Source organism: Neptuniibacter marinus, from assembly GCF_965223595.1.
GTDB lineage: Bacteria > Pseudomonadota > Gammaproteobacteria > Pseudomonadales > Balneatricaceae > Neptuniibacter > Neptuniibacter marinus.
Map to the genome: position 1 here is coordinate 1,525,274 of NZ_OZ245004.1, position 15,064 is coordinate 1,540,337.

Consider the following 15,064-nt stretch of genomic DNA (forward strand, 5'->3'; position numbering starts at 1 on the left):
TTACTTAATGCTGATTTATCTAGCGACATTTAATGCCCGAATTATCAGTAATAAATAACAATTCTTCTTTTCTGTGGTTGCAAAAAAACTTACACAATTTTGTTATCAACAAACTCTGTGGATAAAGCTGTTAGTAATATTTGGTTAACATGCTGGGCGCCCGCAAGTAGCGCTATTTCAACCTGTTGCTTGAAAAAGAAACAGCTTTCAAAAAGCTTATTTTTCAGTAGGTTGAATACTATCAATCTAGTTTTAAGAGATCTTTTTTTTCATCTTAGTCAATAGCTCCTGTCTTTTTATTTACAATAAAAGTGCCTGAATTACCTTGTAGGAGTCTTGCTACTTTGTGGTTGTTTTAATCTATTCTTTGGTCTCTTTTTCTTGTGTTTCTAGTTATTTTTCTATCAGGCTCCTTTATAGTCTGAAGTTCTAATGCAAGATAAGCATAGGAAAGTGGATGTCTACTCAATATACCTATACAGCGTTTTTATATTGGCTTTTGTTAGCGGGCCTGATTGTATTTTTCCTTTTCCTAAGTTGGGATTTACAACTATTCCAGACTATTTTTGTGCAAGATATTACGAGAATTAGTTCACTCATTTTTATTCTGTTTATCGCTGTGTCTGTCCATTGTGGTTACCGTAGCTGGTTTGTCGCTTCACAATCACTAATGTTATTAAAGATTAAAAAATTGAGTTTAGATGATCTAAAGCTTTTATCTGATGATGCATTCGAGAGCCGATCAGTAATTAAAGACTTTTTAAGCAAAGTGCTAAATAGTCACTCAGAGCCGGATAAAACACTGGCAACGGAAGTATTGGCTGAATCCTTGCGGGGGGCACATCAGGTTGGCTGGTTTATGGCTGGGGTCGTTATTAAGTTAGGGTTGCTGGGTACTGTTGTTGGTTTTGTTTTGATGCTTAGCTCGATCTCTGCGTTCGAACAACTGGATATCTCTGATATAAAAGAATTAATGCAGCAGATGACCTTGGGAATGGGAGTCGCAATGAACACAACAATGGTTGGATTAATTGCGAGTATGACTTTAGGTATTCAGTTATTGTTGGTTGACCGCTGTGCGGATAGGCTTTTGTTAGAGACGATTGATTTTAGCTTATCCACTGTCGACTTGGTTGTAGATAATAGAGGTGAAGGCGGTGCCCCTCTTTCAGCGCAAAAGTAATTTTGATATAGATCCATTTACGGATCTTCTTTTTAACGTTTTATTAACGTTTACTTTTCTTTTTCTGATCGCTTTATTGCTTTTAAACCCTCCGGCTAAATCGGGCATTATTGATCCGAAGGCTGAATTTATTGTTACCGTAAGTTGGCCTGATGGAAGCCCTGACGATATTGATGTATGGGCAACTGGGCCTGAAGGAAAAAAAGTGTGGTACAAGAGAGCACAAGATGGATTGATGCACCTTGATCGAGATGACCGAGGATTGGCAAATGATACGCAAGTCGTCAATGGCACTGAAGTTGTGAATCCACTCAATCAAGAAGTATTGACAATTAGAGGGCGCCCCCCAGGCGAATTTATTGTTAACATCCATTACTTTAAAAGTGAAACAAGTGAAAAAGTTCCTGTGACTATTTATTTAGCTGAAGTGAATCCGGTTATGAAAGTACTCCACTACAATACGACATTGTTGTCAGAAGAAGGTGATGAGGCCACAGCTGTGAGGTTTTCTATTACCCCTTCTGGTCAAGTCACAAATATAAATCAGCTACAAAAAAGTATAGTAAAGGCGATATCGAAATGAATGAAGTTTTGTTTAGTTTAACCCTCGCGTATGTTTTTTTTACTGCTTTAGTGTTGCTTGTATTGATATACAGCAGAATTTTTTGGGGTATAAAAGCAGCGCTTATTGTTATCGCAGTTGGTTTTTATACCGTGAGTTATCAAGGCTGGAAAGAGACACAAGGGTGGCCGGCAGAGGTGGTTTTACCTGAAAAGTTTTTATTACATTATGGGGTTATAGAAGAGCCGGATGAGGCGAGAGAAGTTGAAGGGAGTATTTATATGTGGTTAACCGCATTGAATGATTATGAGTTAGCTGCTGAACCTAGAGCTTATAGGTTAGATTATGATTTAGATATACACGGTAAATTGGAATCTGCACTAAGAGAAGTAGAGAATGGGAACCTGCAGTTAGGTGAAATTAATCCGGCTTCGATTAACGAAGAAAATGATAATAAGCAAAACAGAGAGGGGCAAAAATATCTAGGCTTGCAGTTTGTTAAGCTCCCAGACCCAGCGTTACCGGAGAAGTAATATGCGTCTTATTTGTATTCTCTTAATATCAGTCATTATAGTGGGATGTCAGGGGGATATTTCTGAAAATGATTATTTTCCCGTCAATAAAGGTGTCGAGTGGCACTACAGCGTTTTTGAAGATTTAACTGACATAACACAGAAACGACAATTTAGTATCAAAAATTTAGGGACTATCGACCTGAAGGGGGATTATAGTGGTATGCCTGTTTCCGCGCGTAGGACTAGCGATGGGACCGTTTATTATATATTGCAAGATGATACGGGTAGCTATCGAATTGCAAAACGTACTGTAGTAGAGCTAACCCCTAGATTTGATGACAAAGAGATCAGAATTCTTCCTAACAAAGAGGATCTAGAAGTGGGGCGTAGTTGGGTGGCAGAAACTCGTTCTTATGCTTTACATGGCCTGCGCTCAGCGCTACCTGACCCAAGTAAAAAAGCATTTAGCCTCACTTATGAAATTGTTGCGTTAAATAGCAGTGTAGTTGTGCCTGCAGGTAGATTCGATAACTGCATTAAGGTAGAGGCTTCGGGTGTTATTAGTCTTTACGCTGATCCACGCTTAGGTTATCAAGACATTATTGTTACGCAGACCGAGTGGTATGCACCTGGAGTTGGATTGGTTAAGTTAGTTAGAAATGAACCAATGGATTTAGAAATTTACAAAGGTGGCAGTATTACTTTTGAGCTTAATCGATTTGAGTCTTAGCGATAGTTAATTTCTTGTAGGGTATCTTGTACCCAGCGTAAACTCTCTTCCTGTGCATGGCCAAGTGAATCGGTTATATGTGAATCGTTAAGCACAGCCCATTCGCCAGCCATATAGTTTTTTACATCACTGAGTAACTGCCCTAGAGTCCCGGATCCTTTAACTAGTGCATTTGAGACCTCTTTGGAAACGGGTAATTGCTCCATAATATCCTTAAGCTCTAGATTTAACATAGCATCCATTCCTGAAAGCATGCCTATTAAAAATGCAGTACTAGAATTTACGCAATCATAATTTGCCGCAGCGAGTTCACACATGCGTGCACGGGTTAGTATCTCTTGGATTAATGCATTGGAGACATGAGGATGATGGGTAGTATTAATAAGCAGAGCCCATTTTTTTAGTTCATCTATGCCTAATGCAATTATAGCTTCGGAGATATTATTGATCTTTCTCGATAGAGAAAAACGGGCTGAGTTGATAATTTTTAATAATTTTAAAACAAATTCTGGATCTTTGCATATGATCGCTTCAATTGATTTAGGTGTCGCCTCAGCGTTTTCTAACTCTGCAATTAGTTGAAGGGTTATTAGGTCATCACAGGATAATTTGCGTCCCTCGATGAGCTGTGGGCGACAAAAGAAATAGCCTTGGAAAAGTTTAAAACCAAGCTCCTTGCAATATTGAAACTCTTCATAGGTTTCTACTTTTTCGGCGAGTAGAGTCACCTTCTTTTTTTTCAGTGCAGTGACATGCTGAATGAGTTGAGTAGGTGAAAGAAGCTGAATATCAATCTTGACTATCTTCGCTAGTTTTAAAGCAGGTTCCCAGCTTTCATCATAGATAAAATCATCGAGAGCAATGCGGTAGCCGTTATCGGAAAGAGTACGGAGTTTGTGGATGATTTCATCCGTAATTGCTACGTCTTCTAGTACTTCTAGCACTAAGGCTTCGGGCCTAAGGGCAGGTAGATTTCCATTGTAAATCCATTCTGCATTGAAATTAATAAATGCTGGAATAGCTTGAACACGGTTGTTTTGGAATATACTGCTATAGGCGTTTAGCAGGACTTCTGCCGTTGCTTGAGTCCCGTCAAAGGGTAGTTGAGGGCCTATACCTTTTGCGTCTCTATATAATAGCTCATACGCAATGGTATTGAGCACTTTATCAAGAATTGGTTGTCTTGCAAGTAAAACAGAGAAAGCCAAGCTGTTAGTCCTCTTTTCGTTTTTTTTATTGTAGCTAACCATAAAAATAATAACGCTTGTATGATACAAAAACGATCGTTAATTTAAGTAAACGATTCTATTTCTATAAGAACTCTCTTGTTTAATACAGGATTATGTCCTTTTTGAAATTAAGGCCTTGGTGTGCTTTACATAGTGTAAAGTTGCTTTTTTTATTTTAACTTATTGAATTATTTAAATATTTTTTATTGGGTTTGTAAAAAAATCAAAGCGGCAGTTTGAACTAATGATAACGGGTGCTTGAATGGTGAATATTATCTTTGACTTATGGCGTAGTTATAAATGAGGTTTTTATGCCCTTAACGCGAAGAAAGTTTTTGCTGGGATCTTTTCCATTAACTTTAGTTGGTTGCACAACGCATGATGCCTTTCGTATTGCTCAGAGCGTAGCAGGTGGAAGGTCTCTTGAAGATATTGCTGTCTCTCGCGCACAGAGTAAGGCGAGGAGTTGGGTCACAAGTCCGCAGTCATTAGTAAACGATATAAAGCGCGTTGATAGTTTTCTTACACATATCTCTTCTGCTTGGGGTGGCGATGATTCGGTAAAACCGTCCCCGAAAGAATATGTAAAATATACTGATGGCTATACGAGCCGCGCGTTAGTTAATTTTGAGACAGGCATTGTCAGAGTAGAAAGTCAAAATAAGCAGCACTTAAAGCAGTTAATTATTAATACGCTTTTGACGCCGGCCAACCCCGAGAAAGTAGACCTGTTTTCTGATCAGGAAGTTGTGCTTGGGGATGAGCCTTTTTTATTCAATCAAATTGTTGATCAAGATAATAAGCCGATTCGTTGGGCATGGCGGGCAGGTCGTTATGCCGCCTATTTATTGAACCAAGGTGTCCATACCCGTCAAATTAAAATATCAGATGGCTCACAGAAAAGTGTCTCTTACGTTGAATTCCCTTTACTTCAACAACATAAGCGTACTCGACAGTATAAATACGCATCTTATGTAGAGCGTTACGCTGCAAAGTATCAGTTAGCTCCAGCACTTGTTTACGCCATTATTGAAACTGAAAGTAATTTTAACCCCTATGCTGTGAGTTGGGTGCCTGCCTATGGTCTTATGCAAATTGTACCAACAACTGCAGGTAGGGACGCGTTTGAAGAGATTCATGGCTACGCAGGTACACCATCGGCGCCCTATTTGTTTAATATTGAAAATAATATTCGTATGGGATGTGCTTATTTGCATATATTAAAAAACCGTTATTTAGCGAAAGTTAGACACCCAATTAGCAAAGAGTATTGTGTTATTGCTGCTTATAATGGCGGAGCGGGTAATGTGTTAAGAAGTTTTTCTTCTCAGCGGGAAGAGGCTTTTAGGGTCATTAATACAGCTTCAAGCGATAATGTTTGGTCTATATTAGGTAAGAAAATGCCTAAAGAAAGTCAACGCTATTTAGTGAAGGTGACCGAGGCTAAAAAAAGATATTAAAAGTTGTTTTACAGGGACTGGTTATGACAACTTGATGGAAGATTACAGGTTTCATGTTACTTATTCTTTTCGGATCTACCTTATCGTCTGCTAACGATAAGGCGTTGATCTAGCGATGCCAGTCTATACAAGATTCGATTAAGCATCTGACTAACCTCAAACGAAAAGGGGGGTGATAGTAAGCTGATGAATCGCTTATATAAACAGCGTAATGGATACAAAAAACAGTACAATGAATATGACTGCAAGCGTATTCGGCAGCATTTGAAGTGATGGTCTTCTTATCATTTTAGTTACAAACTTTATTCGAACTGTCATTGCTATATAAATCTTATAGAGATAAAAATGTACCTTCTTTTTTTAGGTCGTTAAAATATATCTAATTATTACTTAATTATTTGGAGCTTTTTTTGACTCAGTTTCGTCCATGTATAGACCTACATCAAGGTCAGGTTAAGCAGATAGTTGGTGGTAGCTTAAATGAGAGTGGCGCAGATACTAATTTTGTTAGTACATATGATGCGGCTTATTATGCTGAGTTGTATAAGACACACCAGCTTTTGGGCGGTCATGTAATTGCATTAGGCCCCGGTAATAAGGAACAAGCGTTGAAAGCGTTAACTGCTTGGCCTGGTGGATTACAGTTTGGTGGTGGAGTTAACAATAGCAATGCAGAAGAGTTTTTACGGGCAGGGGCTTCCCATGTAATTGTGACTTCATATCTCTTCGTCGATGGTCAATTTAGTTGGGAAAGGCTGGAAACGATTAAAGCGGTAACAGGTGTAGAGCGATTAATCTTAGATTTGAGTTGTAGGCGTACTGAATCGGGTTGGCATATAGCTACAGATCGTTGGCAAACCGTCACTGATATGGAGGTTAATGCGGAGACATTGTCCGAGTTAGCATCGCACTGTGCGGAGTTTTTAATTCATGCGGCTGATGTGGAAGGGTTGCAAGGTGGTATTGATGAGGACCTTGTTAAGTTGCTCGGCGAATCTTGCACAATACCGGTGACTTACGCTGGAGGTGCCCGCTCTTTAGATGACCTTAAACTGGTTGAACACTTGTCTGGAGGAGAAGTTGATCTGACTATAGGAAGCGCCTTAGATGTTTTTGGTGGATCTGGTGTGACGCTCAACGAATGTATTGAATGGAATAATCGATAGATTAAAAGGGTTAGGTTTATTACCTAGCCCTTTTAATGCGTGTTTTATAATTATTTTGTGCTGTTTATTCAAACAAAGAGGCCAGCTCTGCGTACCCTTCCTTGATCAGATCTTCTTTTGGTATAAAGCGTAACGATGCAGAATTAATGCAATAGCGAAGCCCCGTAGGGGCGGGACCATCATTAAAAATATGACCAAGGTGAGAATTCGCTTTAGAACTTCTGACTTCAATCCGTTTCATAAAAAGAGAATTATCTTCTTTTTCAATGATCGGTACGCCCTTAATAGGTTGTGTGAAGCTAGGCCAGCCTGTACCTGATTTGAACTTATCTTTTGATGAAAAAAGAGGCTCTCCACTAATAATATCGACATAAATTCCTTCACGTTTCTCGTCCCAATATGCATTGTCGAATGGGCGTTCCGTACCCTCTTCTTGTGTCACATTAAATTGTAAAGGTGTTAAGACCGAGCGTAGATAATGCTCCGACGGTGTGACAAAACGATCCGCTGCTACATCAGCAACAGAAGCTTGGCTACTATATTGGGTGTAATCAATTTTTAGCTCATCTCCCCAGCGGCTGCTGAGATATTGATCTCTACCTGACCCGTTTCGATAGTAACTATAACGAATGGGGTTTTTGAGATAATAATCTTGATGGTAATCTTCGGCCTTATAAAAACTTGTATAAGGGCTAATTTCAGTTGCCATTGGTTGATTAAAAACGCCAGATTTCTCTAATTTAGCAATGGAGGCTTCAACCGCTTTTTTCTGTGCATCGTTGTGGTAAAAAACTGCAGGTCTGTATTGTTGCCCACGGTCAACAAACTGGCCCTTGCCATCAGTAGGGTTCATACCGCGCCATAAGCGTTCTAGCAAACCTTCGTAAGAGATTACATTAGGATCATAAAACACTTGAATCGCTTCAGTATGTTTTGTTTGTCCCGATGAAACCTCTTTGTAAGTGGGGTTAGGTTTTACACCACCACTGTATCCAGAAATAACCTGAACAACGCCTTTTAACTTTTCAAAGTCGGACTCAGTACACCAAAAACAGCCGCCTGCAAATGTAGCCACGGCTAAGCGAGTGGAAACTTTGTTTTGGAGAGGGGCTTCGTTAGAAGCGCTTTCGGTGCCGATTACTAGACTACTAAGGCCTAATCCACTTAAAGCAATAATTGATGCCACTATAATTTTCTTCATTTTTATTCCTAACCTATCCAATTGTATCTTGCATACTTGGATGCATTATTAAGAACTAGGTTCCTTATTTTTTTAAAAATCCTACATTGAGTGGGATACTTGGTTTTTTGCTATGCTTATTAAATGAGTATTTAGGTTTGTTGAAGGTGTGAAGCGGAGAGGTAGAACAATGAAACCGGTAGTAACAGCAAAATCATTTAGCTCACCTTGTGTTCGAAATTGCTGCCTAGATGATAATGATGTTTGTTTGGGGTGCTATCGATCTATTAAGGAAATTATGCAGTGGAGCAATATGTCAGATGCTGAGAAATCAGCAACTTTAGATAAGTCGCAAAGCCGCCAGGAGCGTGCAAGGCAGAAGCAAATTGAGTTGATGGATAGTTTTCAGTAAACTCTGATTGGTAAATATGTAGCTTTTCAGCATTAAGTTAAGGATTGTCATTCTATTCAGATTCATAAGGGCACGACGAGTATTCTGGGTAGGTTGTTCGTTTTTTATGCTTTTCTTGCTATAAGTAAAAATTCTCTATTACCATCGCCACCTTTTATTGGGCTTTCAAAGTACTCGCAGATTTGAAGACCTAAAGACTCGCAGCAATCGATTACCTTAGTTTTTACTAAGGGGTATAAGTTAGCATCTCGAACAATTCCTCCTCGCCCTATACCCTCTTTACCCACTTCAAATTGGGGTTTGACTAGACTGATAAGGTAGCCCTCGTCTTTAATGAGGGGAATAAGAGAGGGGAGTATTTTAAGTTGAGATATAAATGAGACATCCATGACAGCAAGATCAAATCCGCCGCCTTGTTTACTGTGTTTTAGCAGGGTTTCGCTAGGGAGTTCTCTGGCGTTAACGCGTTCATAGCATAGTACACGAGGATCGCTTGCTAGCTTCTCAGCTAGTTGGCTATGACCAACCTCAACCCCGATAACAGAGCTCACGCCTGCTTGAAGAAGACAGTCGCTGAAGCCACCTGTTGATTGTCCAATATCAAGGGCGATCCAACCTTCAACAGCTAATTGTTGTTTTTCTAATGCGGCTAAAAGTTTAAAAGCGCCGCGTGAAACAAAGCGATCAGCATCATCGGTTTCGACTTTAAATTCTGTATGTTCATCAAGTTTAAGACCCGGTTTTGTAACAGGTTGCCAAGTACCTTTGTAAAAGGCTGTGACTTTGTTATTTTTGATCAAACGCTGTGCGTGGGTGCGCGTATTTGCTAAGGCGTTGTTTACAAGGAGCAGGTCTACACGTTGCATGCTTTTTCCGAGTCACATTAAAGTCGTTATTATACGTGTTCTTCTGTTGGTGAGTGAAAGTTTTTCTAAACTAGGAAGCATCCTTATGGCGGTGTAAACTGCTAAATTAAAAGGGGTCGGATTAAGGAAGGGATTATGCGTAAAATGTTAGGGCTTTTGGTTTTATTATTACCGTTATCTGCTTATGCAGTGAATGATGCAGAATTGGACCAATGCCGAGAATATTCTGATCCGGCCGTCAGGGGGAAGTGTGTTCAAATGTATAAAAGAACAGATACGCGGGCGGCCTCTGCTACATGTAAAAAAAATCTTGAGTGTTGGGGTGAGCGTTACCGAGAACAAGCAGAAAAGTATTGTGGCGTAGCTTTTGAAAGACGCGCTGCAAGCTCTAGTTTGTGGGCTCAACATTGGAATGGTCAGGACTTCGATCAGGTACGCTGGTTGGATCGGGGTAAAGGTGTCATGGTCTATTTTGAAGAAGAATCCAATGTAGTATTACAGTGTATTTTCTTTCCTAATGCGCCGGCTAAAGTACGAGTTAGTTTAGCTCCACCTAGGTAGATACATAGGTTAAGTTTATAGTTAGTTGATTAAGTTCCTAACTATTGATTGACGCTATAAAAGTAATTCGACTCAATTATTTTGACAGGAACGATTATGAATAAAAGTATTATCAGTACTGAAAATGCACCTTCTGCTATAGGTACATATTCACAAGCTGTGCGTGTAGGTAGTACAGTCTATATGTCAGGTCAGATTCCACTGGTGCCTGAAACTATGGAGCTGATTACCGAATCTTTTTCGGCACAGGCGGAGCAAGTATTTAAAAACTTGCAAGCGGTCGCAGACGCGGCGGGTGGTTCTTTATCTGATATTGTTAAAGTCACAATTTTACTTTCTGATATGAAATATTTTTCTGAAGTGAATGAGGTTATGGCGAAATATTTCTCTGAGCCTTATCCAGCACGTGCAGCTTTTGCAGTAAAACAGATCCCGAAAGATGCTGATATTGAAGTCGAAGCAATCATGGTGGTAGGGGAGTAAGTAAGGCTTCTATATAGACTATTTTAGTGTAATAAAAACACCGGATATCTTGCGAAGGGGATGCAAAATATCCGGTGCGTTAAGGGCATTCCTTTATGGTAACGTCCTTTGTCGATGAAAGCTTTAAGCTAACTAAACCTTAACTCAGTTTAGTAAGGGAAGTTATCCTTAGCTATCTTTGCTTTTTCTTGTATCTTTCTTTGCGCGACGAGGCGGGCGGTTACGGTTAGTGTTGTTGCCACCGTTTCTTTTTCCTCGGCCACCGCTTGGAGCAGAAGCTGCATCACTAGATAGATCTTTGATGTTTAGACGCTGACCGCAAACAATTGCTTTACGGAGCTGCTGTACTACAGCCTTAGGCATGCCGGCTGGTAAATCTACAGTAGAGCAGTCGTCATAGATTTCGATGGAACCAATAAGGTTTGCATCTAGATCTGCTTCGTTAGCAATAGCACCAACAATGTTCTTTGGTGCCACACCGTGCTCATGACCAACAGCAAGCATATAGCGCTGCATTTCAACATTAGGATTGTCTTTCAGCGGTTTAGCCTGAGCTGACATTCCTTGTGGGTGGCGACGAGATCTTCTCTCTCCACGCTCCTCTCTTTCACGACGAGGTGGGCGAGCCTGCTCTTTCATCAGCAGTGGAGTTTTGCCCTGTAACAATTTGGCAAGTGCTGAAGCAATAACGAGTGGATCGGCATCATGTTCTTGCTGATATTCTGTTAGCAGGTTTTTATAGAACTCAAGATCTTGGCTTTCAATCGTTTCTGAAATGCGATCAACAAAACGCTTAACACGTTTCTCATTGATATCATTTGTTGACGGCAGTTGCATCTGTTCAATCTGTTGACGTGTTGCACGTTCAATAGATTTAAGCATTCGTTGTTCACGTGGAGAAACGAATAAAACTGCTTCACCTGAGCGTCCTGCACGACCTGTACGACCAATACGGTGAATATAAGATTCTGTATCGTATGGTATATCGTAGTTAAGTACATGGCTGATACGTTCAACATCAAGTCCTCGTGCTACAACGTCTGTTGCAACTAGGATATCGATTTGACCACGTTTTAGTTTTTCAACAGTACGCTCACGCAAATTTTGAGAGATATCACCATTAAGTGCTTCGGAAGCATAACCTCGAGCAGCTAATTTTTCTGATAATTCAACAGTAGCTGATTTTGTACGAACAAAAATCAGCATCGCATCAAATGTTTGCATCTCTAAAATGCGAGTCAAAGCGTCTAGCTTTTGGTTACCGGAAACACGTAAGTATTTCTGTGTAATCGTCGTTGCTGTTGCGGTTTTGGATTGAATACGTATTTCAGCAGGGTTGTTTAGATGATTCTGAGCAACCTTTTTGATCTGAGCGGGCATTGTTGCGGAGAACAATGCTATTTGTCGTTCGTTGGGCGTATGTTCAAGAACCCACTCAACATCATCAATAAAGCCCATACGAAGCATTTCGTCGGCTTCGTCAAGTACGAGTGCTTGAAGGTTGTTTAATTTAAGAGAACCGCGGCGCATATGATCCATAACACGACCGGGTGTACCAACAACCACTTGCGCGCCGCGTTTGAGCTGGCGAAGTTGGCTGTCATATGCCTGACCACCGTATATAGGTAGTACGTGGAAATCGGGTAGGCTGCGGGCATAGGTTTGGCAGGCCTCTGCTACCTGAATAGCCAATTCTCGAGTCGGCGCCAGAATCAGAAGCTGCGTATTACGGCTTTTTAAGTCTAGGCGAGATAGCAATGGCAATGCAAATGCGGCTGTTTTACCGGTACCTGTCTGAGCGACACCTAAAAGGTCGCGACCTTCTAGTAAGTGAGGGATAGTGGCTGCCTGGATTGGAGACGGCGTTTCATAGCCAATTTCGTCTAGCGTTTTAAGCACGGAAGCCGCAAGGCCAAGCTCAGCAAAAGATAGCTGATCTTCTGAATTCATCTGTTTGTGTTACCTGTTTGGAATTAGGGCAGGACTGCATCAACAGTAGTCGATAACAATATAAGCTGCTCTGGTGGGAAAGCGCGCATTATACACTGTATGCAGTTTAGAGCAAGTTTGGCAGGTTTTTTTATCGATTTTATACCGTTATTTTTTGGGGTTTGGCTTATAAAATATAGCTGTTTACTAATTAAACAGTTGTGACGTAAAGTTGGGTTTTTGAGTATGTATAAGCTATTTACCACGACCTGCTATGAGTATTTATCATGTGTTGATGATCAGTTATTAGGCATTACAGACTATAAAATTTCTACTCTTCTAATATACGTGCTAATAGTTTTTTAATCATAGCGGGTTCAAAAGGTTTGTCGGCCATTGCATTTACACCCGATTTTGCAACGTTACTTAAATGGGTATGGGTCGACTCACTCGTCACCATAAGTATAGGGAGATGAGAGTATTCAGAGCTATTTCGTACATGTTCGGTCAGTTCAAGTCCATTGATAACCGGCATGTTGTAATCAGTTACAATAAGATCGAAACCTTGAGGTAAGAGTGTAATCGCTTCTGACCCATCTATTGCCTGGGTTATTTGTGAGATACCTAAGTTGTTTAATACATTAATGATTATTTTTCGTGCCATTTTACTATCATCTACAACCAGTACGCGTAGTGCGGCAGGGTCATAATATTCTAGTTCTAACTCATCATTTGATAGTAAATCTAATGTTGAGTTAATCGCCGTTGTGAGGTGATTATGGGTAAAGGGCTTGGGTAAGATTGCTATAACCCCCGATTGTTTAAACTGATCTAGTTCGCAATGACGAGTTTCGCTTGAAACTAACATAAATGGTAGCTCACTTGTGTCTGTGTGTTGGCGAATATGGCTTAAGAGATCCATCGCTGAACCATCAGGAAGGTGAAGGGTGCTGATGACCAAATCTGGTTTGACTATTCCTATACGCGCAATGGCATCTTTGATGGTTTGAACTTCATCTATGGACTCAATTAATGCCTTGTTTAGTTCCTTCTTAATAATTTTTCTTTGGGTTGTTGAAGGCTCAACAAGCAGTATGTTTAGATCTGAAGATGTTAGTTCTGTCATGGATATACCACTTTTTTTATTTTAATTGTTAATATATTTCTATATTTCGAACCTGTAAATCTTTAATGTTTGGTTCTTGTATTAGATGATAGTCTATTAATTTAATTAAGTCTTTTCCCCCCCTTAATACCTATTTCGCCCTTACATAGGACTATTATGAAAATCTTTATCTACATGATTATGCTTCTATTTAGTTGTTATTCATTGGCTGAAACATCGTTGTGGCGTGTAGCTAAAAATGGTCATCAATTATTTTTAGGGGGGACGGTGCATTTGCTGGCAGAGGAAGATCTGCCTTTCCCTGTTGAGTTTGATCATGCTTACAGTGGAGCAGATAAAGTTATTTTTGAAACAGATATAGCAGCATTGTCTGACCCTCAAATCCAGATGCAGCTTATGTCTCAGCTTTCATACCAAGATGGGCGATTATTAAATCAAATAATTTCACCAGAGCTTTACGAAGCGCTTAATACTTATTTAAAACAGCGTGAATTGATGCCTAATCTGTTTATCTCTATGAAGCCTGCGGGTGTTATGTTGACCATGCTCGCTGTTGAGTTTAAACGTTTAGGAATTTCACAGGCGGGGGCAGATTCATTCTACTTTCAGCAGGCGATCGCTGATGGTAAAACGGTTGGTGAGCTGGAAGCTATAGATGCGCATATTCGTTCCATTGTAAATATGGGTCAAGGGAATGAAGAGTCGTTTTTGCGTCAGACTTTGGCTGATATGAAAGAGACAGAAGTGATGATGAAAGGAATTGTTCAGCATTGGAAAAGTGGTGATGTGCAAAGGCTTGAAGCTGATGTTATCGACGATATGAGATTAAACTACCCCCGTATGTATCAGTCCTTATTAGTTGAAAGGAACAAACAGTGGTTACCTCAGATCAAACAAATGTTAGAGAATGATGAGGTTGAATTTGTTTTAGTCGGAGTAGGTCATCTTATTGGTTCTGATGGCTTATTGAAATCTCTTGCTGATCAGGGCTACAGCATAGAACAGCAGTAGGAAATCGCTATGTTAGGAACACGTATTATTTTAATGGGGATGGATAAGCATCCCAATATGTCTACACAATCCACCAATGCAGAGATGTTGTGTGCTGCAAATTATACCATTCCACTTTTTTGGTTATTACTGTTTTCTGAGACGGAGTTAGAGAGCTTTTCGGTAGCGGATGATAGTGTTGTAGCTGGTGAGGAAAGTGCCAAATATCCCATCTTGATTGCGGATAGTTCCGCTGTTGTTGCGCGTCTAAACGAGCGGTATAACCACTTAATTCCTTTTCTTAATGTGAATGATGCGGATCTTTTACAGCGTTGGTTAAGCTTTATAACTAAACAGAATCATCCCGTTTTTGCGATTGATACCTATGAACTATGGTGTAGTAAAGATGATCCTAGCTCACTCTATGATGAAATTGCAGCTTTATTGAAAGAGTTGGATACCCTTACAACTGACACCGATACTAAACAACAGTTACAAATGCTAGTAAGCAGTAAGCAGTGGGCAGTGGTCGTTGGGGAATGGGATTGCTTTGGCAGGGTTTGGTTGGTAATTTTTTTCTTAAAACCTATGGCTGTTAATTATGGCGGTTACTAGAGAGAGATCATTTTTAAAGATATGCCAGCGGTTGGAACTAAACCCTAAAACAATTAA

At 40.1% G+C, this 15,064-nt stretch carries 16 protein-coding genes; 11 read left to right on the forward strand and 5 right to left on the reverse strand.

What is annotated here, in order from left to right:
• Window positions 1-457 precede the first annotated feature (457 nt).
• Genes ACOQOE_RS07035 through ACOQOE_RS07050 form a run of 4 tightly spaced genes read left to right on the forward strand, consistent with a single transcriptional unit; the run spans window position 458 to window position 2,990 of the window.
• Window positions 458-1,183, forward strand: coding sequence for a MotA/TolQ/ExbB proton channel family protein (locus ACOQOE_RS07035; protein ID WP_067864292.1), 726 nt, complete (start codon window positions 458-460; stop codon window positions 1,181-1,183).
• Window positions 1,158-1,766: a hypothetical protein gene (locus ACOQOE_RS07040; protein ID WP_067864295.1), complete on the forward strand. Its 609-nt coding sequence runs from the start codon at window positions 1,158-1,160 to the stop codon at window positions 1,764-1,766. Before ACOQOE_RS07035 ends, ACOQOE_RS07040 begins: the two co-directional genes overlap by 26 nt.
• Complete coding sequence (locus ACOQOE_RS07045; protein ID WP_067864298.1) at window positions 1,763-2,278, forward strand: hypothetical protein; 516 nt, start codon at window positions 1,763-1,765, stop codon at window positions 2,276-2,278. The genes ACOQOE_RS07040 and ACOQOE_RS07045 overlap by 4 nt, the downstream gene beginning before the upstream one ends.
• Window position 2,279: 1 nt before the next feature.
• Window positions 2,280-2,990, forward strand: a complete 711-nt coding sequence (locus ACOQOE_RS07050) for a hypothetical protein (RefSeq protein ID WP_067864301.1) — start codon at window positions 2,280-2,282, stop codon at window positions 2,988-2,990.
• Here ACOQOE_RS07050 and ACOQOE_RS07055 read toward each other — a convergent pair.
• Complete coding sequence (locus tag ACOQOE_RS07055) at window positions 2,987-4,198, reverse strand: EAL and HDOD domain-containing protein (protein ID WP_420555316.1); 1,212 nt, start codon at window positions 4,196-4,198, stop codon at window positions 2,987-2,989. The genes ACOQOE_RS07050 and ACOQOE_RS07055 overlap by 4 nt on opposite strands.
• A 356-nt stretch (window positions 4,199-4,554) precedes the next feature.
• Between ACOQOE_RS07055 and ACOQOE_RS07060 the strand changes: the two genes are divergently transcribed.
• Together ACOQOE_RS07060 and hisA are read left to right on the forward strand one after the other, a co-directional pair.
• A complete protein-coding gene (locus ACOQOE_RS07060) occupies window positions 4,555-5,679 on the forward strand; it encodes a murein transglycosylase domain-containing protein (RefSeq protein WP_420555317.1) in 1,125 nt (374 codons plus the stop codon).
• A gap of 410 nt (window positions 5,680-6,089) precedes the next feature.
• Window positions 6,090-6,845 (forward strand): phosphoribosylformimino-5-aminoimidazole carboxamide ribotide isomerase, encoded by a 756-nt coding sequence (gene hisA / locus ACOQOE_RS07065; protein WP_067864546.1) that lies wholly within the window; start codon window positions 6,090-6,092, stop codon window positions 6,843-6,845.
• 64 nt (window positions 6,846-6,909) lie between these two features.
• Here the strand turns inward: hisA and msrB are convergent, their stop codons facing one another.
• Window positions 6,910-8,046, reverse strand: a complete 1,137-nt coding sequence (msrB, locus tag ACOQOE_RS07070) for a peptide-methionine (R)-S-oxide reductase MsrB (RefSeq protein ID WP_420555318.1) — start codon at window positions 8,044-8,046, stop codon at window positions 6,910-6,912.
• A gap of 169 nt (window positions 8,047-8,215) precedes the next feature.
• Between msrB and ACOQOE_RS07075 the strand changes: the two genes are divergently transcribed.
• Complete coding sequence (locus ACOQOE_RS07075) at window positions 8,216-8,437, forward strand: DUF1289 domain-containing protein (protein WP_420555319.1); 222 nt, start codon at window positions 8,216-8,218, stop codon at window positions 8,435-8,437.
• Between the two features lie 104 nt (window positions 8,438-8,541).
• Here the strand turns inward: ACOQOE_RS07075 and ACOQOE_RS07080 are convergent, their stop codons facing one another.
• Entirely contained in the window at window positions 8,542-9,303 is a 762-nt protein-coding gene (locus tag ACOQOE_RS07080) for a TlyA family RNA methyltransferase (protein ID WP_420555320.1), read from the reverse strand.
• A 135-nt stretch (window positions 9,304-9,438) separates the two neighbouring features.
• Here ACOQOE_RS07080 and ACOQOE_RS07085 point away from each other — a divergent pair, with 135 nt between their 5' ends.
• Both ACOQOE_RS07085 and ACOQOE_RS07090 read left to right on the forward strand, forming a co-directional pair.
• Entirely contained in the window at window positions 9,439-9,864 is a 426-nt protein-coding gene (locus tag ACOQOE_RS07085; protein ID WP_067864319.1) for a hypothetical protein, read from the forward strand.
• 96 nt (window positions 9,865-9,960) lie between these two features.
• The gene (locus tag ACOQOE_RS07090; protein ID WP_067864322.1) at window positions 9,961-10,347 is read left to right on the forward strand and encodes a RidA family protein; all 387 of its coding nucleotides are present in this window, start codon (window positions 9,961-9,963) and stop codon (window positions 10,345-10,347) included.
• Window positions 10,348-10,515: 168 nt separating this feature from the next.
• Here the strand turns inward: ACOQOE_RS07090 and ACOQOE_RS07095 are convergent, their stop codons facing one another.
• Together ACOQOE_RS07095 and ACOQOE_RS07100 are read right to left on the reverse strand one after the other, a co-directional pair.
• Entirely contained in the window at window positions 10,516-12,297 is a 1,782-nt protein-coding gene (locus ACOQOE_RS07095; RefSeq protein ID WP_067864325.1) for a DEAD/DEAH box helicase, read from the reverse strand.
• Between the two features lie 310 nt (window positions 12,298-12,607).
• Window positions 12,608-13,402: a response regulator gene (locus tag ACOQOE_RS07100; RefSeq protein WP_067864328.1), complete on the reverse strand. Its 795-nt coding sequence runs from the start codon at window positions 13,400-13,402 to the stop codon at window positions 12,608-12,610.
• 156 nt (window positions 13,403-13,558) lie between these two features.
• Between ACOQOE_RS07100 and ACOQOE_RS07105 the strand changes: the two genes are divergently transcribed.
• Window positions 13,559-14,413: a TraB/GumN family protein gene (locus tag ACOQOE_RS07105; RefSeq protein ID WP_420555321.1), complete on the forward strand. Its 855-nt coding sequence runs from the start codon at window positions 13,559-13,561 to the stop codon at window positions 14,411-14,413.
• Window positions 14,414-14,422: 9 nt separating this feature from the next.
• Window positions 14,423-15,007: a hypothetical protein gene (locus tag ACOQOE_RS07110; RefSeq protein WP_420555322.1), complete on the forward strand. Its 585-nt coding sequence runs from the start codon at window positions 14,423-14,425 to the stop codon at window positions 15,005-15,007.
• Window positions 15,008-15,064: the final 57 nt, after the last annotated feature.